Source organism: Mucilaginibacter pallidiroseus (assembly GCF_007846085.1).
In the GTDB taxonomy this organism is placed as follows: Bacteria; Bacteroidota; Bacteroidia; order Sphingobacteriales; family Sphingobacteriaceae; genus Mucilaginibacter; species Mucilaginibacter pallidiroseus.
On record NZ_VOEJ01000001.1, the window covers coordinates 179,253 to 205,919 of the forward strand.

Consider the following 26,667-nt stretch of genomic DNA (forward strand, 5'->3'; position numbering starts at 1 on the left):
ACGTTTTGATAATTAATATAGAGACGCAATACTTTGTGTCTTTTGCACTTAACGTTTCATACAGAAACAAAATAACCCTGCCCGACTTGCACATCGAACAGGGTTTAGCATAATTAACGGTTATATAATAATTGGACAATTATTCAACAGATTGCCTCAGCATCAGCGCGCCTATGGTAACATTGGTGCGGCTATCGATAATAATGGCACCACCGTTGGCTTTATTTTCCTGGTAAGGATCAAAGGCCAACGGCTCGGCAGTTCTTAAAACCACGCGGCCAATATCGTTTAATTTAAAGTCTTCATCATAATCTTTTTCCAAAGTGTTGATATTTATTTTGTAAACAACTTCGCGGATCTTGCAACGGATGGTCTTTGTATTATGTTGAAGTAAATAAGTAAGGGAAGTATCCAATTGGCGGGTATCCATCCAGCATAAGTCAGCCTCTATAACGCTTGATAGTTGTGGCTGCCCGGCAGTATTCACGATAATATCGCCACGGCTTACATCTACATTATCCTGCAAATGCACCGTCACAGACATGCCAGCCAATGCTTCGGCTGGTTCCTTATCGAATAGTTCGATCTTAGCGATGGTTGAAGTAACGCCTGAAGGCAAAACTGTTACCCTATCATTTACCTTGAACGCACCACTGGCTACGCGGCCGGCATAGCCACGATAATCATGCAGCGCATCTGTTTGCGGGCGTACAACCCATTGCACCGGGAAACGGGCATGAGCATATGAATCATCTATTTTAATTTCAACATTCTCCAGATGTTGCAGCAAGCTGTCGCCGGTATACCAGCTAATGTTTGCCGAATTATAAACGATGTTATCGCCTTTAAGGGCACTTACCGGAATATAAGTAACATTGTCTAACCCAACCTTTGCAGCTAACTTTTTATAGTCGGCCACAATGTTATCAAAAACTTCCTGGCTGTAATTAACCATGTCCATTTTGTTTACGGCCACTACCACTTGCGGTAATTGAAGCAATGAAACCAGGAAAGAGTGGCGGGTGGTTTGCTCAACCACACCTTTGCGGGCATCAATTAAAATAATGGCAAGTGCAGCATTGCTGGCACCGGTAACCATGTTACGGGTGTATTGGATATGGCCGGGAGCATCGGCAATAATGAATTTGCGTTTATCAGTTTCAAAATATTTGTAGGCCACATCGATGGTGATGCCCTGCTCGCGTTCGGCTTTAAGGCCGTCAGTTAATATGGCAAGGTCAATTGTGCCGTCATCATTTTTACGGTTAGATGCATGCAGGGCTTCCAACTGGTCGGCAAGTATAGCTTCACTATCATACAACAAGCGACCAATCAATGTGCTTTTGCCATCGTCAACACTACCTGCTGTTATAAATTTCAGTATATCCATTATTATCTTCTTATAACCCTCCGTGGAGGTAGGGGATTTGTTGCTGCCTTTAACTTCTCAAAAGAAAATTAAAGTTTTAACTTTTTGAATTAAAAATATCCGCCTTTTTTGCGTTCTTCCATAGCGGCCTCGCTTACTTTGTCGTCCATACGGGCGCCGCGTTCGCTTATTTTTGATGAAGCTATCTCGTCGATGATGTCATCTATCTCGAAGGCGTATGATTCAACAGCTGCAGTACAGGTCATGTCACCAACGGTGCGGAAGCGAACATTTTTGCGCTCAATTACATCATCGTCATCCATATTCAGGAACGGCGATGCAGCCATTAACTGACCGTTGCGGGTAATGCAATCGCGCTGGTGGGCAAAGTATATGGTAGGCAAGGGGATGTTTTCACGGCGTATGTAGTTCCACACATCAAGTTCTGTCCAATTGCTTATGGGGAACACACGTACATTTTCGCCTTTGTGTATTTTACCATTGTAAATATCCCATAACTCGGGGCGCTGGCGTTTAGGGTCCCACTGGCCAAACTCGTCACGCACGGAAAATATGCGCTCTTTAGCACGAGCTTTCTCTTCGTCGCGGCGGGCACCACCAATACAGGCGTCAAACTGGTGTTTGGCGATGGTATCTAACAAAGTAACGGTTTGCAGGGCGTTACGGCTTGCGTTTTTGCCTTTTTGCTCAATCACCTTTCCTTCGTCAATGCTATCCTGTACGTTGCCAACAATCAATTTTTCGCCTATGCGGGCAATCATTTCATCGCGGTAGGTAATAGTCTCCTCAAAATTGTGCCCTGTATCAATATGCACCAGCGGGAACGGAAACTTACCCGGCCTGAAAGCTTTTAAAGCCAAATGCACCAGGGTAATAGAATCCTTGCCGCCCGAAAATAAAAGAGCAGGTTTTTCAAACTGACCGGCTACTTCGCGCAAAATATAAATTGCCTCTGCCTCTAATTCGTCCAAATAATCTAACCGGTATTTACTCATTCTTTTAAATCATTTAATTGCACTGCGGCGTGCAAGCCACATTCTTTTTTACTTTGGTCTTCCCACCACCAGCGTCCGGCCCTGAAATCTTCGCCGGGTTGTACAGCTCTTGTGCAGGGTTGACAGCCAATGCTCGGGAAACCTCTGTCGTGCAATGTATTGTACGGTATGTTATATTTTTTAATATATGCTTTCACGTCATCAATTGTCCAGCTAAAAATAGGGTGGAACTTGATAAGTTGATTTCCTGCATCCCACTCCAAGTTGTTCATGTCTTCCCGGTTTGGCGATTGCTCGGCACGTATGCCGGTTATCCAGCATTGGTTGCCTGCAAGGGCGCGATGAAGGGGCTCTATCTTACGGATACCGCAGCATTCTTTGCGGTTTTCTACCGATTCATAAAAGCTGCTTGGTCCCTTTTTGTTTACCATATCTTCTACCAATTGATGCACAGGATAGTAGGCATGGATAGGCTTTCCGTGGATTTCCATTGTCCGGTTCCATACGTAATACGTTTCCGGGAACAAACGGCCGGTCTCTAACGTGAAAACTTTGATAGGGATATCATTGGCGAATATCATATGCGATATTACTTGGTCTTCCCATCCAAAACTGGTCGAGAAAACAATCTCTCCGGCAAAAACGTCGGCAAGTTGCCTAAGCGCCTCTACGGGGTCTTTGCCCTCAATTAAATCTGCTATGTGTCTGATATCTGCCACTTTACTTTAAAAAGAAATTGATGATGCTGCGGATGCTGATTAAAATTACAATAACCGCTACCGCGAACATGATAAACTTTGCCGATATTTTGTTTGATATACGGGCCGCTATTGGGGATGCCAAAGCAGAGCCAATAATTAGCCCTGCGACTGCGTCCCAACGGGCACCACTTAACATGGTAACAAAAGTTAACGAACTCATGAGCGCGATAAAGAACCTTGATAGTTTTACCGTGCCTAACGAAAAGCGGGGATGCCTGCCACCCGCAATTAAAGTAGATAAAACGATGGACCCCCAGCCACCACCACCAACTGCATCAATAAAGCCGCCGCCAAGACCAAGTAAAGAAATCCTCTTTATTTTACCGCTTGTCCGTTTCTTTTTTAGGTTGATGGCTTTATTAAGAATTACAAAACCCAATATCAATGTATATACTGAAATGACAGGCTTGGTGTATGATGCATAATGTTCTAAGGACGACAATAAGTAAGCCCCGGTAACAGCACCAATTATACCCGGAACAAGAAGTAGTTTAAACAGCTTCCAATTTACGTTGCCCATGCGGTAATGCATCCAGCCGGCAATGCCATTACTCATTATCTCCGATAGGTGTACGCCCATGCTGGCCGACGCCGGCGGGATACCCATTGACAGTGAAAATGTTGTTGAAGTAACCCCATATGACATGCCTATGGCACCATCAATCATGGCAAAAACAAACCCCGCGCCTAAAAAGTAAAAGAAGGTCGGCGGGATACCCTCTACATAATCACGAAAGCCCGGTTCCCTAAACCATAACGAGGTAAGCGTAATAGCCAAAAAAACTATAAATGTGGCCCACACCACCAGTTTTAAGCTTTTATTACTTGGCGGTTTTTTGGCACCAACAAGTACAGCGGTAATGCGGTTCAGTTCGTTTACCTTATGGGTAAAGTCGCCGGATAACTGATCGCGTACAGTGCTCAATTGTTGCAACGATGTGTCAATTTCTTCGGGTATCGAGTCGTTTAGTACCTCTTTTAATCGCTTTGCTATGGTTGGCGATTTACCATTGGTTGATATGGCAATTTTAAGATCGCCTTTTTGCACTATCGAACCAAGATAAAAATCGCAAAGCTCGGGCTTATCCGCCACGTTGATCAGTAACTTACGGTCATGTGCCGACTGACGGATAAAGTGATTGAGATTGCTATCGTTAGTAGCGGCAATCACAATATCGGCACCGTCCAGATCGGTATCGGCAAAGGCTTTTTGAACTATTTTTAGTTGCGAAAACGCTGCCGCTAACTGGTGTATCTGCGGCAAAAATGTTTTAGAAATAACAGTAACCGCCGCCGCCGGGCTGTTGTTAAGCAGGGCCGTAAGTTTCTCCAAACCCACGTTGCCGCCCCCTACCAGCACGGTATGCAGATTTTCCAGCTTTAAAAACACAGGGAACAATTGGTTGCCCTTTGCCTTTTGCGGCTGAAAATTGGTTGTATTATTCCTGGGCAACAATGTCATAAAATTCCCTTATCGGTTGAAATTTAGGATGCAATGAAACCACATCTCCCAAAACTATTAATGCAGGCGAGGCAATTTTTTGCTCGTCGACCACTTCAACAATGGTATCAACCACACCAATAGCTACCTTTTCATTCTCTGTAGACCCGCTTTGTATTACAGCTACCGGCAATTTACCTTTACCTTCCTGTTTATATATCTCTACTATTTCGGCAAGTTTATGCAAACCCATTAATACAACAACCGTAGCACGTGTTTTAGCTGCCTGGAACAAATCGCCGGAGATTTGGCCGTTAGTGGTGGTACCGGTTATCACCCAAAAGCTTTCGGCCATACCACGGTGGGTAACGGGTATCTGCTGCAAACCAGGCACACCAATTGAGCTTGATATACCCGGAATAACCTGCGCCGGAATACTATAATCGGCCGCATGATCCAACTCTTCATACCCTCGACCAAATACAAATGGGTCGCCGCCTTTTAGGCGTACCACATGACCATAGTTAAGGGCATAATCAATCATCAGTTTATTGATGTTGTCCTGCGAGAAGGAATGATCGCCGGAGCGTTTGCCAACATAAACTTTGGTGGCGTTTGCCGGGGCAAACTCCAACAGTTCTTCATTTACCAAAGCATCGTACAAAACAACATCAGCAGTTTGCAGTGCCTTAATGCCTTTTATAGTAATGAGCTCAGCATCGCCGGGGCCTGCGCCAACCAGCGTGATACGGGGCTCCTTTAAATTATTTTTAACTTTTATCATGCTAATTGCTGTGCCTCTCTTTTATCTTTTACTGCCTGCAAAAATTCGGTTGCCTGATTTTTATAGGCCGTCGCAAACGCTTCAGATGGTTCGTTTTTATTTATTTGTAGTACAAGGTCGCTAAAAGTAGCGTCAAGGGTAAAATCGCCTGTTGCCACATAGTTGTTATCAAATTCTTTAATGATGCCTGCCTGTGTGCTGCTGTTTATGCCCTTATCAAGCAACAGCGCTTTTGCTGCGCTTATAAATGTATTGTAAGAATGATAGATAGCATCGGCCCAGTAACCTTTATCATAAGCGCCATTAGCCCAGCCCAGTTTTTCATCGCTTTCGTAAAGCAGCGTAGCAACTAAGTCTATCACAACCCCGGCACACTCGCCAACACCAATAGCCGTGGCAAATGTTTCCTGGTGCCCCCAGTCAACAAACTCATCTTCGGTTAGGGTAGTGAGATCAGCAAGGGGCTTCATCAGGCGGTAAAAGTAATCTTTGGTTTGCCTGTCGTAATAAGCATGGTAAGTTTCGTCAGCAAAAGCTTGTGCTTTATAGTCATCAAGCAAGGTTCGCAAAACATCAGTTGCGCGTTTCGATGGTACTTTTATTACACGCTCTGCCGCGCGGCCAACACCATCGCCAACGGTGCCGCCACCAAGCATTACCTGTACCGATGGCAAAACCCTTGTGCCTGCTTTTAATGAACTGCCATGAAAGCCAATATGCGCCAAGCCATGCTGGCCGCAACTGTTCATACAGCCGCTTATTTTTATCTTGATCTCGCGGTTATAAATAAAGTCTTCATATTCGTTGTATATCACATCTTCCAGCACTTTGGCCATGGTCATGCTGTTGCTGATGCCCAGGTTACAAGTATCTGTGCCGGGGCAGGTGGTAACATCGGCAATGCTGTCAAAGCCCGGCGCTGCCAGGTCTAAGGCATGCAGGCCGCTGTATAAGGCAGGTAAAGCTTCTTTACGAACGTACTTTAATAGCAAGCCCTGGTTTTGCGTGATGCGAATTTCATCGCCTACGTAAGGTTTTATAGCTGCTACCAATGCGCGTGCAGTTGGCGTATGGATGTCCCCAACCGGTACTTTTACAAAAACGCCGTAAAAGCCGGCCTGCTTTTGCTCAAACACGTTTGTTGCCAGCCATTGCTCATATCGAAGCGGGTTATCAATTACAACATCCACATTATTGCCCGGTTGGGGTAACTCCGGCTGCGGTACGCTATCGCGATTAATAGGGTAGGTTTTAACTTTAAGTGCGAGATGCTCCTCTTTAGTCAACCGTAAAACTTCATCCAAACCTAACTTTTGCACAAGGTATTTCATACGGGCCTTGTTACGGTTGTTGCGCTCGCCGTGACGATCAAATACGCGAATAATGGCTTCGGTGTAAGGGATCAGCTGATCTTCCGGTAAAAAGTCCTCAACAATAGTTGCCAGTAATGGCTGCGCGCCAAGGCCACCGGCAAGGTTTACTTTAAAGCCACGTTCGCCCTTATCATTTAACTTTGGAATAAAGCCAAGGTCGTGGATGTAGCTAAAAGCGGTATCCTTATCGCTTGATGAGAATGAGATCTTGAACTTGCGGCCCATTTCCTGGCAAATAGGGTTGCGTAGAAAATATTCGAACACGGCCTGCGCATAAGGCGAAACATCAAAAGGCTCCTCCGGATCGATACCGGCAGTAGGTGAGGACGTTACATTGCGCACGGTATTACCGCAAGCCTCACGCAGGGTTATATCATCCTGCTCCAATTCGGCCCACAATTGCGGTGTGCGGTCGAGGCTAACGTAATGAATCTGGATATCCTGGCGAGTGGTGAGGTGCAGGTTACCGCTGCCATATTCATCGGCAATGTCGGCTATCTTTAATAATTGTTTGAAGGTAACTTTACCAAATGGAAGCTTAATGCGTACCATCTGCACACCAGGTTGGCGCTGTCCATACACACCACGCGCAAGGCGCAGGCTCCTGAACTTTTCGTCGTGTATTTTACCCTCTTTAAACGCACGGATTTTCCTCTCAAGGTCAATTATATCCTGTTCAACTATAGGGTTCTCCAGTTCCGTCCTGAAGCTTTGCATATCGTTATCCCGTTAAATTATATTATAAAAAAGCCTCTTCACTTTGGCTGAAGAGGCGTATGTCATCATTACACATCGGTTACAGCCGTATTAAAATTGCTGCATACAGCAGAAAATTAGGTTGTTACAATATGTAGTATGCGAATTTGCCATTGTTAATAACCCAAATATATACATACTATAGGGAAATTGTAGTATTTATTTAAAAAAAGTCTGTTTTGATTCTGTGATGACGGTTGGGAGAGGGGGATATAGGAATGCGTTGTTAACTTCATCTGTAAGCACTTGCATACCGTAACCTCTTAAATGCGGCATAGTGTAACGCACGGTTAGTACAGGCATTGCTAAAGCAGAAACTTTCAAAGGGCGTTACCAAGCCGCGACTTTTATTAACTTATTGATTGTTTTAATTTGTGTTAATGAGCTCGCTATGGCTCGGTTTTCTTTGGTTCCTTTCTTTTTTGAGAGAAAAAAGAAACGAACATCCACAGGCGTCACAGAAATCACTACCATTACTAACGTAGCACTGATGAACGGTTTTTATTTTAATGAACGTTGGTCCGCTCATTGCCGCGGAGGCTACTTCTTTTCTCTTGAAAGAAAAGAGGCAAAAGTTCAAGACGAAAAAATCCTTCTCCGCACAACCCCCTTGCATCGGCCCCGGTTTTTCGTCGAGGCCACCGCTCTTCGGTATCTAAAAGCCGATAGGAGTAGTATAAAAACTAAAAAGGCACCGCTATTAACGGTGCTTTAACAATTTTATCAGTTAAATATTAAGTTGTATAACCTAATATCTTCAATACCTGTTTACTGTTTTGCTCTTCGCCAAATACTTCAAAGTTGAACGTCTCGTCCCGGTTACGGCGAATAATGACATGCTTAGGTGATGGCAGCAGGCAATGGTGTATACCGCCATATCCGCTTAATACTTCCTGGTATGCGCCTGTATTAAAGAAGCCCAGGTATTGCACTTTACGGGTTTTAGGCATGTAAACGCTGTTCATGTGCGCTTCCTGGTTGTAATAGTCTTGCCCGTCGCAGGTTATACCACCAAGGTTAACGCGCTCGTACTCGCTGTCCCAGTTGTTTACCGGCAGCAGAATGTATTTTTGGTTAAGCGCCCAAACATCAGGCAGGTTGGTAATGAACGAGCCATCCAGCATTAACCAGCGCTCGCGGTCGTTTTGCTGCTTGCGGCCAAGTACCTTATATAAAATACCAGATGCCTCCGCAACGGTGTATTTACCAAACTCGGTAATAATATCCGGTTCGATGGTATCATGCTCGGCACAGATCTCTTTGATACGGCTTACAATCTCGTTGATCATGTACTCGTAATCAAAGTCGAATACCAACGAATCTTTAAACGGCATGCCACCGCCAATATCCAAAGTATCCAGATGTGGATTAACCTTTTTAAACTTGCAGTAAAGTGTTACGTATTTCTCCAGTTCGTTCCAATAGTATGGTGTGTCAGAAATACCCGAGTTGATGAAGAAGTGAAGTAACTTTACCTGGAAGTTTGGATTCTGCTCAATTTTATTGTGATAAAAATCAATCACATCTTCCTGGCGAACACCAAGGCGCGACGTGTAAAACTGTGAGTTTGGCTGCTCTTCGGATGCGATACGGATACCAAGATTACATGGGGTATCCAGTTCGATCTCATCGTCATAAAGGTTGAACTCTTCTTTATTATCCAATACCGGGATGATGTTGGTAAATCCGTCATGCAGCATATCTATGATATACTGTTTGTATTGGAAGGTTTTGAAGCCGTTGCAAATTACGGTCATATCCTTGCTCAGGGCGCCTTTCTTCTCAAGGGCTTCGATCATGGGCATATCAAAAGCCGACGATGTTTCCAGGTGGATATCGTTACGCAAAGCCTCTTCAACAATATGTTTAAAGTGGGAACTTTTTGTGCAATAGCAGTATTTATAGGTACCGCGATAGTTGTTTTTGATGATGGCCTGCTGAAACAACAGTTTAGCCTGCTGTATTTTCTTGCTCACAATGGGCAAATACGTGAAACGCAACGGCGTGCCGTAAGTTTCAATCATCTCCATCAAATTGAGGTCGTTAAAGTATAACTCATCCTCTATTATCTCAAAACCGTCTTGTGGAAAACCAACACTCAGGTCAAGAAATTCCTGGTAACTCTGCATTCTTTAAAATTTGGTGCAAATGTAATTTTAAAACGCATTGATTGGTTACATGTTGCCTATAATTTTTATTGCCGAATTGTAATTTATTTCAGCACCCCAGAGCTGTTAATTTTGTTGATAAATTGCTTCTGATGCGCGGTCTTATTTATCCGGCAGATGCACTTCTGCCATCATGCATCGTGCGCTGCCGCCGCCGTTGTTTTCAATAGTGCCGATCTCTGCATAAACAAGTTTACCAAATTGCTGAAGAGTTGCTTTTTGATCGTTTGTTAACGAGCCAAATGCCGTTTGTGACATAACAATAAGTGTTTCTCCGGCTGTGTTTTTTACCTCCAGCATATTGCCTGCAAAGTGGTTCATTTGGTCGGAGGTGATATCTATAATTACCTTTTCGGTAGATTGAAGCGTTTTGATTACGTTTTCCTTTTCCTCGAAGTCAGTAATGCTTTCCAGGCATACAATAGCAAAGCCGGTACCTATTGCCATCAGCACATTGGTATGGTAAATAGCCAGGCCGCTTTTATCGAATGCGTCGAACGTTATTGCCCGGTAACCTGTGTAGTCACAAAAGGCCTTTAAAACTTCTGTATTGGTGCGGGGCGAGATGCAGGCATAGGCTAATTTGTTTGGCCTGTCCAAAACCATACTGCCAGTACCTTCTAGAAATTGATCGTTTAGCTCATACCGGCTCAGATCCATGACATGGTTGGTCCCAAACTTATCTTCAATTTGCCTTATAATATCTTCCCTGCGCTCAAGCCGGCGATTCTTAGCCTGCATAGGGTACAAAAATATATCGCCATTTTGGTGAAACGACACCCAGTTATTCGGAAATATCGAGTCTGGCGTATGTGGTTCCGGTGTATCATCTATAACGGTTACATTTACGCCGTTATCCCGCAATACCTGCACGAAACCGTCAAACTCCTGCAAAGCTTCTTGTTGTACCGCTTGCTGATTATCATCACGGTTTTGGAAGGCATTACTTTCGGCAGTTTGGGCATTAAAGCCAAACGCCACGGGGCGAATCATTAATATTTTTGAGGTACTCTGTTGCGTCATTGGGTCATTTGCTTTGCTGTCACTGAGTCATTAATAAATAAATTCACTGGATAATGACTCAATGCCCCAATGAATAGTGACTAAATGGTATCCCGCCTTAACGGCATACTCATGCAATGGAAACCACCTCGTGCGCGTGACAATTCGGAGGACGGCATCAGGATAAGTGTGTTTGTTAATGCTTGCGGGTTTATTTGGCCGGCTTCAAGTTTGGGTAGCAGGTCGGTTACGTGTATCACATCAAAGCCGTTTTGCTTAAATGCATCCACCGTTTTATCGTTACGATCATAACCCAAAACCACACCTTCTTTTACCGCCAGCAGGTTACAACTGTCTGTCCATTGTTCCCGGGCATCAAACGGGAATTCGTTATTGCCCGAGTAAATAAACCGTGTTGGCGTTTCGCTTTCCAGGTCTTTACGGCTTATGTTATCCAGTAAATCCTCAAGCGTATCAAATGTCTTAGGTTTCTTACCCTTTCTAAATTGTACAATCTCGGGCTTGTCTTTATTCTTTTTATCGGCAAACCAGGCCATCGGCTCGTCGCCGGGGGTGGCAGCCTCGGCAATAGCCAGTGAGCGCAGCAATACCCATGTATCACGTTTTACCTGTGTAAATACTGTATCAATATGCATATAATCGCGCTTGTGAGGAATTTTCACTACCGTAACCTTGCTCACTACGTCTGCCTCGAATAACAGCTTTATCGCTTCATTAGCACCGCTCACAGAAGTGCGCTCGCTGCAACCTATAATCAAATGCTGCGAACTTACCATCATCACATCGCCGCCCTCTAAAGTTGTTTTCTCTTCGTTGGCCTCGCCTGGGCGCAAAAAGTGTTGTTTGTTTTCAGATATCTCGATGATCTTGCTACGATAATTGGCAAACAACGGATGATTGAAGAAGATGTAACGCATCAATAACGTTTCGCGTGAGCGGGCTTTTTTTGCAGGTTTGTTGAGCAGTATGTGGTCATTAATGGCTATACCCAAATCTCTCGAAAATATGAGGTTAGGAATGGGTGCGAATATCATGGTATCATCATCGAGCGAACCCGAGATCAGTATTTTGGCCAGTTCAATCGGGGCAATATCAACCAGCTGCAACTGCAGGCGATAAGTGCAATTTTCAATCGCGCAAACACTTGCGCATAGCTTTTTGCGTACGTCTGCAATTTCGAGTATGTCGCTTAACAAGGTTTGAATTTCGATAACCTTGCCCGAATTGTGAAAGGCTTTGTTATCAGGCTTAAAAAAATTACGCTTGTTCTCCGGCGCATTTATCTCATCAAGTTTGCCCTTTATTTTATCAGGGTCAAGAAAATACATCAGCAGTTTAACGTAGTAGTCGTACTCCTTGCGGCGCATGGTGTCCAAGTGAACAATATCTTCAAACAGCCAGTCCTGTGCTTTTGAGGGCACAACTTTACCAAGGCCGCTATCGGGGCTGTGTATTAAAAGCGCGCGAAGGTTGCCAATTTCGGTAGTTACGTCTATCTTAAAATCGTTATCTGCATTCAGCATAAAAAGCAATAAAGTACAAACAAAGCTATCGTTTTTAGTTGATGGTTTATAGCGTGCAGCATTTGCCAACGCGCCATTTTAAAAAACTGTTAATCATGAACAATTAACCATCAACTAATTATTAATTTTGCACCGATGAATTTTATTATCGAGGCCGTTGTAAGGGCCATAAAAGAGCTATACCAAACCGACATTGCTGCAAAAGACGTAAACCTGCAGGAAACCCGTAAAGAATTTGAAGGCCAGGTAACGCTGGTTACTTTTCCATATACAAAACTATCGCGCAAAGGCCCCGAGCAAACCGGCACCGAAATTGGCGAATACTTAAAAGCTAACGTAGGCGAAATAGCTGCATACAATGTTATTAAGGGCTTTTTAAATATATCTATTGCAAATAGCTATTGGCTTGGCCAGCTAAACAATAATATTCTCAGGGACGATTTTGCTGTAATCCCATCAAACGGCAAGAGGGTAATGGTTGAGTATTCGTCGCCGAATACCAATAAACCGTTGCATTTGGGCCATGTACGTAATAATTTGTTAGGCTTTTCCTTGGCGCAGATCTTGACTGCCGCCGGTTATGATGTTGTAAAGGCCAACCTCGTTAATGACAGAGGGATACACATCTGTAAAAGCATGCTGGCATGGCGCGAGTTTGGTAATGGCGAAACGCCAGAGTCGTCGGGTTTAAAAGGCGACCATCTTGCCGGTAAATATTACGTTTGGTTTGATAAGGCTTATAAACAACAGATAACTGAACTGATAGAGGAAGGCCAGACTGAAGAGGAAGCAAAAAAGAATGCGCCGCTGATTAAAGAGGCACAAAGGATGCTGCAGCAGTGGGAAGCGGGCGACTCGGAGGTTATGAACCTTTGGAACACCATGAACGGTTGGGTTTATGAGGGTTTTGATGCCACATACAAAACCATGGGGGTTAGCTTTGATAAGTACTATTATGAAAGCAATACTTACCTTTTGGGTAAAGATATAGTTGAAGAGGGTCTCGAGAAAGGTGTATTCTTTAAAAAAGAAGATAGTTCTGTTTGGATTGATTTAACTGAAGACGGCCTCGACCAGAAATTAGTTTTACGTGCCGACGGTACATCTGTTTACATAACCCAGGATTTAGGCACAGCCCAACTTAAATACGACGATTACCAGATGGACGAGTCGATTTACGTGGTAGGTAACGAGCAGGACTATCACTTTAAAGTGTTGTTCTTGATCTTACAAAAGCTGGGCAAAAGCTGGGCGCAGGGTTTATATCATTTGTCATACGGCATGGTCGATCTGCCTTCAGGTAAGATGAAATCGCGCGAGGGCACGGTGGTTGACGCCGACGACCTGATGAGCGATATGTTTGAAACTGCCAAACAACAAACCGAAGCTGCCGGCAAAGTTGACGGTTTTGGCGAAGACGAGAAAGACAAGCTATACCACACTATTGGTATGGGAGCTTTAAAATACTTTTTGTTGAAGGTTGATCCTAAAAAACGTTTATTATTCGACCCAAATGAGTCGGTAGATTTTCAGGGCCACACTGGGCCGTTTATACAATATACTCATGCACGTATTAAATCGGTGCTAAGCAGGGCGGGGTACAACGCCGCAGCCACACATACACAGGCAGAACTTGATGCCATTGAGCGTGACTTAATTGTATGGTTGACTAAATTTCCGGATACTATTACAGAGGCGGCAACAAGCCATAGCCCCGCAATTATTGCTAACTATGTGTATGAGCTGGCTAAAACATATAACAAGTTTTACCACGAAAAATCGATAATGCAAGCCGAAAGCGAAAGCCTGAAGCAGTTCCGCTTAATGCTGTCGGCTGCATCGGCAAAGGTTATTAGCAAGGCAATGAATTTGCTTGGCATCGAGGTGCCGGAACGTATGTAATTGCGTTCTTTACAATTCTATTCTTTAATTGCGTATCAAAGGTTTGCTGGAAAGTAAACCTTTGATTTTTTTAGCTGTCATAAATACTGTAAATTAAAACAGCTTAAAGATGAAAGCAATAGCAAAAATAGGAGTTGTTGCTGCCCTTAGTGGAGCAGCACTCTTTTCATCATGCTCAACCAGCGACCATTATGTTGTAAGCCGCCCGGTAGAAGAGGTGTACGTAAGGCCCGCAGCGCCTTATGCAAACGCTTACTGGCTGCCCGGCGAATATGTTTGGCGCGGTAACAGGTACGTTTATACGCCCGGCTACTACGTAAGGCCACGCGCAAACCGTGTTTATATACAAGGGGGGTGGGTGCAGGGCCCTCGCGGTTATAGCTGGCGCAGAGGGCACTGGCGCAGGTAAGTTGACGTTACTCAATGTGCGTTGGCGGTAAATTTATCGGCCACAACCAACTCTTTACTACCGGCAGTGTACTTGTAAAAGCCACTGCCACTTTTTATGCCTAAGTGCCCTGCGGTTACCATATTTACAAGTAACGGGCATGGTGCATATTTCGGATTACCAAAGCCGCTTTGAAGTACTTTTAATATAGCCAGGCACACGTCAAGCCCAATAAAATCTGCCAATTGCAAGGGGCCCATAGGGTGCGCCATACCCAATTTCATTACGGTATCTATTTCGCTCACGCCCGCTACACGCTCGTATAAGGTGTAAATGGCTTCGTTTATCATGGGCATCAGTATACGGTTGGCAACAAATCCGGGATAGTCATTAACCTCCACAGGGTCTTTACCAAGCCGGCGCGACAGCTCCATGACGGTGTTTGTAACTTCGTTGGTAGTAGCATACCCTCTTATAACTTCCAACAGCTTCATAACCGGTACGGGGTTCATAAAGTGCATTCCAATAACATTTTCAGGATGAGCAGTAATGGCTGCTATCTCGGTTATAGATATGGAAGATGTGTTTGATGCAAGTATTGTTTCGGGCCGACAAACTTGGCTAAGCTGTTTAAAAAGCTCAAGTTTTATGTCGCGGTTTTCGGTAGCAGCTTCCACAACAAGGTCAGCATTGGCGGCACCATCATTAACATTTGTGAAGGTTTTGATATTGGCCAGTGTTGATGCTTTTGCAGCATCGTCAATTATGCCCTTGTTAATCTGCCTGTCAAGATTGCCTGATATAGTTTGCAGGGCTTTTTGCAAAGCTGCCTCATTAACGTCAACCAAAGATACAGTAAAACCATTTTGGGCGAAGGTGTGTGCAATGCCGTTACCCATTGTGCCCGACCCAATAACTGTAATATTTTTCATGTTTATAATTGTAGCATTTGCTTAAACAAGCGGTGTGTAATCACAAACTTAATATTTACTGGTAGCTTTGTAATATCAGCAGCTAAAATTATTTGCCCATGCTAAATGCCGAAGAGGTAAGCTTTTACCTTTCCATATTTAAAGGTCTCGATTCCAAAGACATTTACGAACTGGTTAAAATGTCGCACACGCGCAGGTTAGCAGCAGGAGAGGTATATATCAAGAATGGATCAAGCTATCAAAAGTTAGCATACATTAAAAAGGGCCTGATCCGTGCATACCACTTACAGGAAAACGGTGATGATATAACCATACTGCTACGATGGGAAAATCAGTTGATAGCATCGCACGATAATATTATATACGGAAAACCTTCCCGCTTTACTTACCAGGCTATGGAAGATACCGTATTGATAGAGATTGACTATCAAAAAGCCCAGGCTATTTTGGACAACAACCCAAAGTTATCATCAACAAGGCACACTTTTTTGCTTAACATGCTGGCCGAATCCATGAGCAGGGTAGAGTCATTCGTACTGCTTACGCCCGAGGAACGCTATCAACAACTGGTAAATGAAAAAGCAGACATTGTGAATCGCGTGCCCGATAAATACATTGCCACACTTTTGGGTATAACACCTGTATCATTAAGCCGCATCCGCAAACGTATTGCGCTCTCTGGCAGGCATTAATTATCTTTTGTTAATTTTTTTGGTGGGCTACTCGCCTAAATTCGTGTATTAATTTTCATCATTATGGAGAAAATAATTCACGGTATATTAACCATATTCAGCGTCACCGTCATAAGGTATTTTGTATTGGCGGGTGTTCCCTTCTTTTTGTTTTACAAACTTTTAAATAAGTGGTATGGTAAAGCTAAGATCCAAAGCAGAGATGCAGGATTGAGCGATTTTAAGCGGGAAATATTACAGTCAGTGCAAACCACGGGCGTTTTCGCCGTTATAGCTTTTGCGGTAATGTACACGCCTTTCCGCAACTACACGCAGCTTTATAGTTCGTTAACAGATTTTCCATTATGGTACTTGCCTGTCAGCCTGGTACCGAGCCTCATCATACACGATACCTATTTTTATTGGATGCACAGGTTTTTGCATCATAAAAAGCTGTTTCGTTTAACACATCTGGTTCATCATCAATCTACCAATCCATCCCCGTGGGCGTCGTACTCATTTCATTTTTTGGAATCATGTACCGAAGGTTTTGTATTGGTAGTTATTGTAATGTTGATACCTATACATCCGGTTGTGGTAATTTGGTTCACAATTGTAGGCTTCATCATCAACGTTTACGGGCATTTAGGTTACGAGATTGCACCACGATGGTTGCGCGGTTCATTCTTATTTCAAGTCATCAATACATCGGTGCATCACAACCTGCATCACAGCAAATTTAAAGGTAACTATGGCTTATACTTTAGGGTTTGGGACAGGCTTATGAAAACCGAACACCCCGATTACGTGAAGGAGTACGACCGTATACAAGCCAATCGGTTTAAAGCACCGGTAAACGTTTCGCAAGAAAAACAAACGCAGGCTAATGCTGCTGCTTTAAATAGCAAATAAAAATAAGGAGCATAAATAACAAAAGCGGCTATAAGCCGCTTTTGTTATGTTTAAAACGTTATTACTTGCTTGGAGGAGCGCCACCGCCACCGTTTTGCATACGGGCGCGTCTTTCATCCTGCATTTTTTGCCAGGCAGCAGCCTGCTCTGTAGTGAGGATGGCTTTAATTTTATCTGTAGATGCCTGCATCAACGGGCGAAAAGCCGACCTGTCGCCACCGGCATTACGCAAACTGTCGAGTGATTTAGCCTGCGCCTGGTAAATAGCTGTTACTTTTGCGGTTTGCTCATCGCTCAGTTTAAGCGTTTCTTTTAATTGTTTAGCTCTGTCTTCGGGGCTCCTCATTTGGCGGCCACCTTGTGCAAAACTTACTGCTGATATCCCAACCAGGAAAAAGCAGATTAACATGATTTTTTTCATCTTATCGTTTTTTAGTTTTTAATTGATGATAAGATAAATATAGCTGCTATTGGTTTAACCCGCACCATGTAACTTAATTGTTGCCTTGCAGGTTAGCTATTGATCGTTGCATTTGCGCCATCATGCTGGTAAGGCTTTCCATAGTAGGCTCGGGCATTGGTTGCGGCATTTGTGTAGATATATATGCTTTGGCTTTCCAAATCTCTAATAGGTCTTCGCCATTAATCTCATAAGGTTCATAAACAGGATTGTCTGATACAAGCTTAAGTTTCTTGTTTTCACGAAACTTGTTACCCGCCCTCTTATAAACCACTCCATCATTTTTAGATATAAATACATAGGTTTCACCTGCCTTTACCTCGGCCCAGTTTTCCTGGTATTCACCTATTATAATAGTACCCGATTGCAGGGGAAGCATCGAGTCGCCTTTTATTTCGAAGGCCCGATATGTGCCTTGTTTAAACATAGGCAAATAAAACTTTGGCAGGGCAGCTACATACTCCGGATCCGCATAGCCGTTAAGGTAACCGGCACTTGCTTTAAGCGGCACAAGCTCAATGTTTTCGTTATCATCTTTGTCGACCGAAATACTTAGCACCCTAAGGTTTGCAGGGTTGCCTTTTGGCTTGGGTGCCCATTTCTCATCGATCGTTTCGTTAATAAAGTCATCAATAGATATGTCAAAAAATAATGCTAAAGATTTTAGTAATTCGTATTTAGGTTCCGCGCGTTCTTCCTCATATGCGCCTACTAATGAACGTTTTATACCAACCTGATCAGCAAATTGCTGCTGTGTTAACCCTTTCTTTTTCCTGAGAAATTTAATATTTGATGAAATTTTTGACATAAATATTTGGAATTGCTAAAATGTTTAGTAATTTTATGCTCATAAAGTTAGCAAATATTTTTAACCCGGCAAATTTTTTTATCAAATGAAGAGCTTCGTATATATTATAACTGACAGAAACAGGAAGAACTTACATGTAGGAATGTGCTCAGATCTGTTAAAAACCATTAAGTTTTACAGCGAGATGCCAACCTTGTTTTTTGATAGCGCAAACCAGCTTAACCGTTTGGTTTACTTTGAGGAGATAAATACCGAAGAGCAGGCCATGGCTCGTTTTCAGCAGGTAAGCACCTTTACCCGTATGCAAAAAGAAAAAATGATACGCCAGGTAAACACCGATTGGATTGACCTTACTGCCGGGCTTAATTATGAAAGCGGTATACGTGTAAGGCCATCAGTTTATGGCAGGCCATCTATACAGCCAACCCGTCGTGCGGTTGCATTGTAATTTTAGTTTAACAGAATTTACACTCCTGCGTGTTTGCAAGTAGATATGTATTAGTTAATGGATTTTTTCTGCTAACTAATAACTGCTAACTGCCGACTAACCCGCTACCATCCCGGTGTAAAGTTGAAGCCGAATACTGTTTTCTTGTCCGTCCGGTTAAAAGGTATGGCCACATATGGCTCCAATATCAGGGCACCGAAAAGGTTTACCCTTAACGACACACCTGCGCTAAGTGCCGGCACACGCTGATTTGTGTTGTAAACCGTATTTTGTACCTGTTTACCACTTGCATCAAGTATAGGTGCGCCGGTAACAGGATCTACCGCCGGCTCAGTGCCAATAGCATCAGGGCTTTTTTGAAATTTTATATCATTACCACCGTTCCAGGCTAAACCTGCATCAAAAAAGAAGTTAAGGTCACTAAACAGGAACTTTGATTTGATTGCCGCCAGTTTTTCGGGGCCTGTAAACGGAACCCGCATCTCGAAATTTGCTACCGCTATACGGTTACCATACAACTGATTAATATTGAAGCCATTTTTATTTGATGATGATGAGTTATAAAATGATTGCGCTTCGTAACCACGTATCAGGAAAGGGTATCCCAAATATAACTGATATAGGTTTTGTGACCCTTCTCCAAATCGCCCATAGCCGTACAACCTGCCGGCAAAAGTTACCGGACCTGTACGCACGTACTTGCGTAAATCTATAGTAGGCGAGAAAAATTTGTAAGTTCCCACGTTGTATTCAGCCTCGATCCTGAACCTGTGCCCATTAAGCGGGGCGGTTATACCAAAATATGAGTCATCGCCAACAAGTGCCGTGCTTAAGCCATACACCTGAAATGGTTTGAGATTTAATCCGGTCTCTGATTGAAACTGTGCGCTGGATACCTTGTGCTTGTCAAATTCAACTATCTGGCCAATATATGTTGTCGAGTTGCCACTTGCGTCGGTAGATGTTTGGTACTGGTAATAGCTGCTATACCTGTCTATGCGGTACGAGTAGCGTGATATGTTGGCACCAAATTCGGCCCGTAAAGTTCTTGAGAAAGGGTAGGATGCGATACCTTGCACCGCGTCTTCAAACGTGCGGATAATATCGTACCTTTCTTCATAAACAGGCGTTTCTACCCCGTTTATGTTACGCGTAGTAAAGTCATTACCAAAGTAACCCGATTGATACGGAATATGCGACAAGCCGAAGCCAAAGCTCCAGCGTTTGCGCTGGTTTATGTACAATGCCGACGCACCAAAGTCATATATCTCGCCATTTACAGCTGCGCCTGCATATATCTGGTTACGGCCCAAAATGTCACTGAAAACACCCATAATGCCGCTTGATAAGCCTGCACCGTAAACGCTGTTTACACCCACGCCCACGCCACTGCTTGCCAGTGCGTCGAGTTTAAATTTGGGTTTGTAAGCAACGCTCTTAATCGAATCGACCGGGAACCTTGGATATGCTAAAAAGTTGTTAAGGTTATTGTTAATTAAATCCACACCAACAGCACGTGGGGGCGGTAGCAAGGCTGCATCAAAGTTGGTGCTACCCGGTGCTACATCTACAGGCTTAAAATCCGAAGCCTTTGCATTATAGATGCTGTATTTTTGCGCCCTGTAATATGAATAGACGATATCGTCATTGTTCGATACACTCAGCGCCGGCGAAAACTCCGTAATCCCGCTAATGCCGGTAAACAGATCTGTAAGCTGTGCTACTTTTGCGTCGGCAAAGGTATAGCTGTACAGGTTACGGAAACCATCACGGTTTGATAGGAAATAAACTTTTTTACCGTCGCCGGAGTACATCGGGTTTAAGTTGTTTGCGCCGTTAAATACATTAATATCTGTAATGTGGCCGGTGGCAAGATCGAGCTCAGCAAGATTAAATGTAATTTGTTGCGAGTACGTTTTGTCATAAGTAGCCCTGTCGCTCGCGTAAATTATTTTCCTTCCGTCTTTTGAGAAACTTGGCTGGTAATCTGAATACTTATCATTTGTAAGCTGCCGCACTTGCTTCGTCTGGAAATTGTACATGTACAGATCGCTTTGCCCTTCCGACAATCCCTGGAAGGCAATGTTATTCCCATCCGGAGACCATGACAAATTGCTGAACTGCTCGGCCTTATCCATACCGATGTCGTTTAGGATCCGCCCATCGGGTACCGAAACGACGATCAGGCGGTTACGCCCTTTGCTAAATACGCTGAATGCAAACTTTTTGCCATCGGGGGCCCATGTGCCGGCCGACTCGATAAAGTTAAATTCATCGATATGTGTATTAGAAATTTTGCTGGTAAGTTTTTTTAAGATGACACCGCTTTTAGCATCCGCCAGGTAAAGATCAATACTGAACAAACTTTTCGACGACAGGAATGCCACATACTTACCGTCCGGGCTTACGGCAGGTGCAACGGTAAGATCGCCGCCGGTTTTGGAATCAACCAACTTAAAACCAACCGGCTTTTGTACCGTGTCTTTTAAATATGGCTTGTAAGTTTGCTCGATAGATGCCCGCCACAAGCGCGACAGGGTTTTGTCGTCGTATCCAAAGGTGCGCCTTATGCCATACTCCAGCCCGTAACGTGCAACGTTTTTAAAGAAAGGTACAATGATGGTATCGCCATAGGTTGAACCCAAATATGACCAAAACGCTTCGCCGTAACGATAGGGGAAGTATTTGCTGCTTGTAGTTAACTCCCTTACGGTTGGGATATCTTTATTGAGGTATGCATCACGCATCCACATGGCTGTGTACGCATCTTTTTTACCGATAGATAGGTATTCGGCCATACCCTCAACCATCCACAAAGGCAGGTTGCCAATGTTTTCAGCGTTTGAAGAGTCGTGGCCCAGTAGTGTATGATATTGAAAGGCATGCACCAACTCGTGCCCCAAAACATGCCGGGTAGTTTGGTGCGTTTCCATCACGGGCATTATTACGCGGTTTTTAAGGCCTTCCGTAACACCGCCCGTACCCACACTTATTTCACCGTCTAACGCAGTTGTTTGTTGAAAGTCGGGATGATTAGCGTACAGTATTATGGGATTGGGCTTATTAAATGTATCTCTGAAAACCTGCTGATGCAGGGTATACCACAATTCGCTTTCCTGCGCAAAACGCTTTAGCATACTATCATTTTTCATGTAATAGTATATCTCGAAGTGCGGCGTTTTTAAAACCTTAAAATTTAGGTTTTTGTAGCGTACCTTATTTTGGCCGAAATATTGCGCCTGTGCCTGCCTGTTTATAAACATTGATGCTGCTATGATAAAAAACATCACAGCAATTTTTACAGATGCGCGAAAAGCGTAGAGTTTATTCATATAAGGCAGTTCACAGTTAATGCTAATTTAAATATTTGCCTGCACAATTTGGCGTAGCTATGTTATTGCGCAGGCGGATTACTTTCCGGGTTTTCTTCAGGTGCCGGGGTTGTTGGTGGCGTTACAGGCGCAGCTGCGCTATCTGGAGCAGTCATGTCCAAACTGTCTGACGATGTGGTATCGGAGTAGCTGATTTGTGGCGTAGGGCAGCTGTATTGCTTTGTTATCTTGCTCCACGGTTTTGGGAAAGGGCCATAGGTGTAGCCCGATTTAGGATCATCATAAACCTTTTCCATAAAGGCGCCAAATATCGGGAGGGCAGTGTGTGAGCCCTCGCCAGATTCTGACGAATTAAAATGCACGCTTCTGTCGTCGGCACCTACCCAAATACCCGTTACCAAATCTTTGGTGATACCCATGTACCATCCGTCAACGTAATCGCTTGATGTACCTGTTTTACCGCCAATCTGGTTTCCTTTTTTCCAAAGGTCCGGGTATTCCCAAAGTGCCTGCGAGGTGCCGCCGGGTTCTTCCATACCCCCGCGGAACATGTATAACATCAGCCAGGCAGTTTCTTCACTCAAAACACGCTCGGCCTTTAATTTAAATTCTTGTATAACGTTGCCTTTTTGGTCGGTAATTTTGGTAACTAACAACGGGTCAACCTTTTCTCCTTTGTTCAGGAACGTGCTGTATGCACGTACCATCTCAAAAACAGAAACGTCATTTGATCCTAATGATACCGATGGAACAGATTTTAGCGGGCTTTCGATGCCTATTTTGTGGGCGTAGTTCACAATTTTATCCCAGCCAACCTGCTCGGTAATTTGTGCCGTTATAGAGTTAACTGATTTACCCATGGCCCAACGTAACGACATTTCGCGGTACGAGAAATGGAAATCGGCGTTTTTAGGTTCCCAAACATCGTCCTTGCCTTCATCCTTAAATTTAATGGTTACTGGTTTATCAGTAAACTTATCACATGGCGTAAAGCCATTATCGAGCGCAGTTACGTAGGCAAAAGGCTTAAAGGTTGAACCCGCTTGGCGTTTGGCCTGGTTTACGTGATCATAATTGAAATACTGATGATCTATACCGCCTACCCAAACTTTAATTTTACCGGTTGATGGCTCCATCGTCATCATGCCGGTATTCAGGATTTTGGCGTAGTATTTAATGGAATCGATGCTGGAGAAGGTAGTATCCTTATCGCCGTTCCAGGTAAATACCTTCATCCTTTTTTTGGTCTTAAAGTAGTCCTGAATTTTGGTGGTATCGCCGCTATATTTTTTACTCAGCATGCGGTAAATAGGCAGGCGCTGTTCAGATTTTAAAATGAAGTCTTTGATCTCCACACCTTTCGAGTCGCGCCAAGGGTTTTTATTGCCCCAAATGTTATAAAAGCGCTTTTGCAGCATCTTCATTTTTTGGGCAACGGCTTCTTCAGCGTATTGCTGCATGCGCGAGTCTATTGTAGTATATATCTTTAAGCCATCCTCATAAAGGTCGTAATCATTATCCTTGCACCATTTGTCAAGCCATTTTTCAACTGCACGGCGCAGATACGAGTCGCCCATGCCGGTGTTGTCAATATAGCTTAGGTTAAGTGCCAGCGGATGGCGTACGCTACTGTCATAAGCGGTTTTATTAAGGTAATTATACTTATGCATTTGCGCCAATACCACATTGCGGCGCTCAAGCGAACGCTCAGGATAGGTACGCGGGTTATAGGTTGACGTTGCCTTAAGCATACCAATTAAAGTGGCAGCTTCGGCAGCTGTAACCTCATTAGGCTGTTTGTTGAAATATTTTAATGTAGCTGTTTTAATACCGAACGAGTTATTACCAAAGGGTACAGTATTCAAATACATGGTAAGTATTTGCTGTTTACTGTATATATGCTCGATTTTGTAGGCGGTTAACCACTCCTTAAACTTGTAAACAATAGTTTTTATAACGGGAACGTGCCTTATTAAACCCTGTGATTTGCGCTTACGTGTGCTGAAGAGATTTTTTGCTAACTGCTGTGTTATGGTACTGGCCCCACGGCGCTCGCCTTTGGCGGTTGATATCATGCTGCTTGCAAAGCCATAAAAATCCACGCCGCCATGTTTGTAAAAACGCACATCTTCGGTAGCTACAAGCGCATTTATAATGTTAGGGGAGATGCTCTTATAGTCCACCAGTGAGCGGTTTTCTTTGTAGAAGCGGCCAATCAATTTACCATCGGCAGTATACACTTCTGATGATTGCGACATGGTTGGCATCTTAATGTCTTCCATATCAGGCGAGTAGCCGAATAACCATAAGAAGTTAAGCTCAATAGCACAAAAAAAGATGATGATGAAATATATAAAGATGGTAAAGTACCGGAGATAACGATTTTTTATACGTCTGAACATGGGGTAAAGATGAAAATTTATGCAACTATATCATAGCCGCACGCACAAAAATTAACAACGCAAAAAGTTAAAGTAAATTTTGGTTTATGAAATTAAAGATAGCATTCAATTAAAACTAACACAAACCAAAAGCGCGTTTTTAAGTAGTTACAATATGAAAAGCAGCTTAGCATCCATTGTCCTCACAACTATATCGCTTACATCGCTGGCACAAAGCAAACTTATAGAAGTTGCATCATTTGGCCATAATCAGCCCATCGGTGTAAGCGTTGCGCCAAAAAGCAATCGCCTGTTTGTATCCTTCCCGCATACCGAGCCGTTTTTATATGGCCTTACCGAAATTATTGATGGCAAGCGTGTGCCGTATCCAAACATTGAGTGGAATAAATTTGATACTACTCAAACCGCCAACCACTTCGTTAACGTGCAGGATTTGTATGCTGATGATGCCAACAATTTGTGGGTGCTCGATTCTAAACCATCGGGCGGTGCTGCTGTCATTGGCGATGGCGACAAAAAGGAAGGCAAGTTTAAACTGTTGCAGATTGACTTGGGCACCAATACCGTTAAGCGCGTATATACGTTTGACGATTTGCCAAAAGATAAAAGTGCGCTTAATGATATGTGCATTGATAACAGCAAAGGCCTTGCATATTTGAGCGACCCGGGCCTGCACGCCATCGTGGTGCTTGATCTTGAAACAGGTAAAAGCCGGGTGCTATTAAAAGACGATAAATCTACAGTTGTGCAACCGGGCTCTAAGTTACATCTTGATGGTAAAGATGTGGTTGATAACAACGGTAATCCATTTACATCTAATGTTAACGGCATAGCGCTTACAAAAGATAACAAGTGGTTTTACTTCAGGGCAATCAATCAAACCAAATTATACCGCATTGCAACGGTCGATTTAGCAAATGATAAGTTATCAAACGCAGACTTATCAAGCAAAGTGCAAATGGTTGCAGAAACGGGTGTTTGCCACGGTATGATTGCAGATAGTAAAGGAAATATTTACAGCAGCAGCTCGCCCGATCATAGCATTAAATATGTATCGCCAGATGGTAAGCTGCATACCCTTGTTCAGGATGAGCGCCTGATATGGCCCGACTCTTTTGGGATTGGTAACGATGGATATTTGTATGTAAGCGCCTCGCAAATGCACCGGTTGCCAAAGTATAATAATGGGCATGACAAGGTTGAATACCCGTACCGCATTTACAAGGTTAAGCTTCCGTAATCTGCGGGCCTACAATAAACCGCTCTTCGGTATGTGTGGTATGTACCTGTAATTCGTCGCCCACGCTTATTGTACCGCCAGCCGTCATCATTAAGTTTTGGCCAAACAATATTTTTGCCCCCTTGCGGCGGTATTGTGAAAGCGTTTTAAGAGGCTCCTTGCCTTTTGTTGCGGTGTCCTGATCTATAGTTGTTAAAACACAACGCGCACAAAGCTTTACGCCATACATATCAGCACCGTTAATGCTAATGTGGTTCATAATGTCTTCGCTATACGGATCGCCGCCGGTAAATACAATATTTGGCCTGAAACGATTCATCGGTAAGGCCTCTGCCAACCGGCTGTTTAAATCATCTAATGATGCCTGGCCTATCAACAGGGCAGGGTAAGCGTCAGAAAATGAGGTAATGCCGTCTGCATCAGTATATCGCGAATCAGTTTGCCGGTGCACATCGTCGGGCATGTAAACAAGTCGGCAGTCCATCCCGGCTTTTTTAGAAAACCATTCGTTTGCCTCATTGCTTACAATTTGTCCCGGGCAGGTGTCGTCCCAAATGCTTACATCAATCATCTGTTTTGTTTGTGGCACAAAAGGGATTAAGAGAGCCGCACCGTCACTTCGGCACGTAACCTCAAGTCCAGTGTCCAAAATAATGATTGAAAAAAGCGCCAATTGTGCATGTTCGCGCTGGCTTAAAAAACGATTGTTAGCATCTATAAGCATCCAGCGGCGGTCGTGCTCCAGGCCGCGGTCTGTAACCCGGGCATTTTGCAACCCAATACCACCTAATGATTTTATGGGATAAACAATGAGTTGGCTTACCAATAGCATACGCAAATGTAAAACTTTGCCTGCTTAATTTTCAGCCATTAATAATTGTATATTATACGGTTGTTATATTGACTTTTAATTAATAGTATTGTTAAACCAATTAATGTACCGGCGCCACTAAACCGC

General features: G+C 43.7%; 21 protein-coding genes. 6 read left to right on the plus strand and 15 right to left on the minus strand.

What is annotated here, in order from left to right; all coding sequences use genetic code 11:
* Positions 1-139: 139 nt before the first annotated feature.
* From FPZ43_RS00800 to FPZ43_RS00840, 9 genes are all read right to left on the minus strand, one after another.
* Entirely contained in the window at positions 140-1,390 is a 1,251-nt protein-coding gene (locus tag FPZ43_RS00800) for a sulfate adenylyltransferase subunit 1 (protein ID WP_146379951.1), read from the minus strand.
* Between the two features lie 89 nt (positions 1,391-1,479).
* Positions 1,480-2,385, minus strand: a complete 906-nt coding sequence (gene cysD / locus FPZ43_RS00805; protein WP_146379952.1) for a sulfate adenylyltransferase subunit CysD — start codon at positions 2,383-2,385, stop codon at positions 1,480-1,482.
* Positions 2,382-3,104 (minus strand): phosphoadenylyl-sulfate reductase, encoded by a 723-nt coding sequence (locus FPZ43_RS00810; protein WP_146379953.1) that lies wholly within the window; start codon positions 3,102-3,104, stop codon positions 2,382-2,384. Before FPZ43_RS00810 ends, cysD begins: the two co-directional genes overlap by 4 nt.
* Position 3,105: 1 nt before the next feature.
* Positions 3,106-4,608: a TSUP family transporter gene (locus FPZ43_RS00815; RefSeq protein WP_146379954.1), complete on the minus strand. Its 1,503-nt coding sequence runs from the start codon at positions 4,606-4,608 to the stop codon at positions 3,106-3,108.
* Positions 4,586-5,371, minus strand: coding sequence for a uroporphyrinogen-III C-methyltransferase (gene cobA / locus FPZ43_RS00820; RefSeq protein WP_146379955.1), 786 nt, complete (start codon positions 5,369-5,371; stop codon positions 4,586-4,588). The genes FPZ43_RS00815 and cobA overlap by 23 nt, the downstream gene beginning before the upstream one ends.
* A complete protein-coding gene (locus FPZ43_RS00825) occupies positions 5,368-7,461 on the minus strand; it encodes a HEPN domain-containing protein (RefSeq protein WP_146379956.1) in 2,094 nt (697 codons plus the stop codon). Before FPZ43_RS00825 ends, cobA begins: the two co-directional genes overlap by 4 nt.
* Before the next feature lie 773 nt (positions 7,462-8,234).
* Positions 8,235-9,629, minus strand: coding sequence for an arginine decarboxylase (locus tag FPZ43_RS00830; protein ID WP_146379957.1), 1,395 nt, complete (start codon positions 9,627-9,629; stop codon positions 8,235-8,237).
* Positions 9,630-9,770: 141 nt separating this feature from the next.
* Positions 9,771-10,691, minus strand: coding sequence for a citrulline utilization hydrolase CtlX (gene ctlX / locus FPZ43_RS00835; RefSeq protein WP_146379958.1), 921 nt, complete (start codon positions 10,689-10,691; stop codon positions 9,771-9,773).
* Positions 10,692-10,771: 80 nt separating this feature from the next.
* Positions 10,772-12,214 (minus strand): arginine deiminase family protein, encoded by a 1,443-nt coding sequence (locus tag FPZ43_RS00840; protein ID WP_146379959.1) that lies wholly within the window; start codon positions 12,212-12,214, stop codon positions 10,772-10,774.
* Between the two features lie 135 nt (positions 12,215-12,349).
* Here FPZ43_RS00840 and argS point away from each other — a divergent pair, with 135 nt between their 5' ends.
* Positions 12,350-14,116 carry an arginine--tRNA ligase gene (argS, locus tag FPZ43_RS00845; RefSeq protein ID WP_146379960.1) on the plus strand — a complete coding sequence of 589 codons (1,767 nt, stop codon included), beginning with the start codon at positions 12,350-12,352 and terminating at the stop codon, positions 14,114-14,116.
* 109 nt (positions 14,117-14,225) lie between these two features.
* Complete coding sequence (locus FPZ43_RS00850; RefSeq protein WP_146379961.1) at positions 14,226-14,525, plus strand: YXWGXW repeat-containing protein; 300 nt, start codon at positions 14,226-14,228, stop codon at positions 14,523-14,525.
* A gap of 11 nt (positions 14,526-14,536) precedes the next feature.
* Here FPZ43_RS00850 and FPZ43_RS00855 read toward each other — a convergent pair whose 3' ends face one another.
* Positions 14,537-15,436, minus strand: a complete 900-nt coding sequence (locus FPZ43_RS00855) for a 3-hydroxyacyl-CoA dehydrogenase family protein (protein WP_146379962.1) — start codon at positions 15,434-15,436, stop codon at positions 14,537-14,539.
* A 98-nt stretch (positions 15,437-15,534) separates the two neighbouring features.
* On the opposite strand from FPZ43_RS00855, the gene FPZ43_RS00860 reads away from it, so the two are divergent.
* Both FPZ43_RS00860 and FPZ43_RS00865 read left to right on the plus strand, forming a co-directional pair.
* A complete protein-coding gene (locus FPZ43_RS00860; protein ID WP_146379963.1) occupies positions 15,535-16,128 on the plus strand; it encodes a Crp/Fnr family transcriptional regulator in 594 nt (197 codons plus the stop codon).
* Between the two features lie 63 nt (positions 16,129-16,191).
* On the plus strand, positions 16,192-17,019 hold the full coding sequence (locus FPZ43_RS00865) for a sterol desaturase family protein (protein ID WP_146379964.1): 828 nt from the start codon (positions 16,192-16,194) through the stop codon (positions 17,017-17,019).
* 61 nt (positions 17,020-17,080) lie between these two features.
* On the opposite strand, the gene FPZ43_RS00870 is transcribed toward FPZ43_RS00865, so the two are convergent.
* Both FPZ43_RS00870 and FPZ43_RS00875 read right to left on the minus strand, forming a co-directional pair.
* Entirely contained in the window at positions 17,081-17,440 is a 360-nt protein-coding gene (locus tag FPZ43_RS00870; protein ID WP_146379965.1) for a hypothetical protein, read from the minus strand.
* Between the two features lie 73 nt (positions 17,441-17,513).
* Positions 17,514-18,287: an XRE family transcriptional regulator gene (locus tag FPZ43_RS00875; RefSeq protein WP_146379966.1), complete on the minus strand. Its 774-nt coding sequence runs from the start codon at positions 18,285-18,287 to the stop codon at positions 17,514-17,516.
* 85 nt (positions 18,288-18,372) lie between these two features.
* Between FPZ43_RS00875 and FPZ43_RS00880 the strand changes: the two genes are divergently transcribed.
* Positions 18,373-18,735: a GIY-YIG nuclease family protein gene (locus FPZ43_RS00880; protein WP_146379967.1), complete on the plus strand. Its 363-nt coding sequence runs from the start codon at positions 18,373-18,375 to the stop codon at positions 18,733-18,735.
* Between the two features lie 104 nt (positions 18,736-18,839).
* On the opposite strand, the gene FPZ43_RS00885 is transcribed toward FPZ43_RS00880, so the two are convergent.
* Together FPZ43_RS00885 and FPZ43_RS00890 are read right to left on the minus strand one after the other, a co-directional pair.
* Positions 18,840-22,067: a tolB protein precursor gene (locus FPZ43_RS00885; protein WP_261380932.1), complete on the minus strand. Its 3,228-nt coding sequence runs from the start codon at positions 22,065-22,067 to the stop codon at positions 18,840-18,842.
* 62 nt (positions 22,068-22,129) lie between these two features.
* Positions 22,130-24,469: a transglycosylase domain-containing protein gene (locus tag FPZ43_RS00890; RefSeq protein WP_146379968.1), complete on the minus strand. Its 2,340-nt coding sequence runs from the start codon at positions 24,467-24,469 to the stop codon at positions 22,130-22,132.
* Between the two features lie 154 nt (positions 24,470-24,623).
* Here FPZ43_RS00890 and FPZ43_RS00895 point away from each other — a divergent pair, with 154 nt between their 5' ends.
* Positions 24,624-25,709, plus strand: coding sequence for an SMP-30/gluconolactonase/LRE family protein (locus FPZ43_RS00895; RefSeq protein ID WP_146379969.1), 1,086 nt, complete (start codon positions 24,624-24,626; stop codon positions 25,707-25,709).
* Here FPZ43_RS00895 and FPZ43_RS00900 read toward each other — a convergent pair.
* The gene (locus FPZ43_RS00900) at positions 25,696-26,541 is read right to left on the minus strand and encodes an MOSC domain-containing protein (protein ID WP_146379970.1); all 846 of its coding nucleotides are present in this window, start codon (positions 26,539-26,541) and stop codon (positions 25,696-25,698) included. The two genes, FPZ43_RS00895 and FPZ43_RS00900, sit on opposite strands and share 14 nt — an antisense overlap.
* Positions 26,542-26,667 lie beyond the last annotated feature (126 nt).

Coding starts and splice junctions, on each gene's coding strand:
- FPZ43_RS00855 (WP_146379962.1), bottom strand. CDS start 15,436: ATGAAAAATATTACAGTTATTGGGTCGGGCACAATGGGTAACGGCATT.
- FPZ43_RS00825 (WP_146379956.1), bottom strand. CDS start 7,461: ATGCAAAGCTTCAGGACGGAACTGGAGAACCCTATAGTTGAACAGGAT.
- FPZ43_RS00900 (WP_146379970.1), bottom strand. CDS start 26,541: ATGCTATTGGTAAGCCAACTCATTGTTTATCCCATAAAATCATTAGGT.
- FPZ43_RS00885 (WP_261380932.1), bottom strand. CDS start 22,067: ATGAATAAACTCTACGCTTTTCGCGCATCTGTAAAAATTGCTGTGATG.
- FPZ43_RS00860 (WP_146379963.1), top strand. CDS start 15,535: ATGCTAAATGCCGAAGAGGTAAGCTTTTACCTTTCCATATTTAAAGGT.
- cysD (WP_146379952.1), bottom strand. CDS start 2,385: ATGAGTAAATACCGGTTAGATTATTTGGACGAATTAGAGGCAGAGGCA.
- FPZ43_RS00880 (WP_146379967.1), top strand. CDS start 18,373: ATGAAGAGCTTCGTATATATTATAACTGACAGAAACAGGAAGAACTTA.
- ctlX (WP_146379958.1), bottom strand. CDS start 10,691: ATGACGCAACAGAGTACCTCAAAAATATTAATGATTCGCCCCGTGGCG.
- FPZ43_RS00815 (WP_146379954.1), bottom strand. CDS start 4,608: ATGACATTGTTGCCCAGGAATAATACAACCAATTTTCAGCCGCAAAAG.
- FPZ43_RS00875 (WP_146379966.1), bottom strand. CDS start 18,287: ATGTCAAAAATTTCATCAAATATTAAATTTCTCAGGAAAAAGAAAGGG.
- FPZ43_RS00865 (WP_146379964.1), top strand. CDS start 16,192: ATGGAGAAAATAATTCACGGTATATTAACCATATTCAGCGTCACCGTC.
- FPZ43_RS00890 (WP_146379968.1), bottom strand. CDS start 24,469: ATGTTCAGACGTATAAAAAATCGTTATCTCCGGTACTTTACCATCTTT.
- FPZ43_RS00840 (WP_146379959.1), bottom strand. CDS start 12,214: ATGCTGAATGCAGATAACGATTTTAAGATAGACGTAACTACCGAAATT.
- FPZ43_RS00870 (WP_146379965.1), bottom strand. CDS start 17,440: ATGAAAAAAATCATGTTAATCTGCTTTTTCCTGGTTGGGATATCAGCA.
- FPZ43_RS00830 (WP_146379957.1), bottom strand. CDS start 9,629: ATGCAGAGTTACCAGGAATTTCTTGACCTGAGTGTTGGTTTTCCACAA.
- FPZ43_RS00850 (WP_146379961.1), top strand. CDS start 14,226: ATGAAAGCAATAGCAAAAATAGGAGTTGTTGCTGCCCTTAGTGGAGCA.
- FPZ43_RS00800 (WP_146379951.1), bottom strand. CDS start 1,390: ATGGATATACTGAAATTTATAACAGCAGGTAGTGTTGACGATGGCAAA.
- cobA (WP_146379955.1), bottom strand. CDS start 5,371: ATGATAAAAGTTAAAAATAATTTAAAGGAGCCCCGTATCACGCTGGTT.
- argS (WP_146379960.1), top strand. CDS start 12,350: ATGAATTTTATTATCGAGGCCGTTGTAAGGGCCATAAAAGAGCTATAC.
- FPZ43_RS00895 (WP_146379969.1), top strand. CDS start 24,624: ATGAAAAGCAGCTTAGCATCCATTGTCCTCACAACTATATCGCTTACA.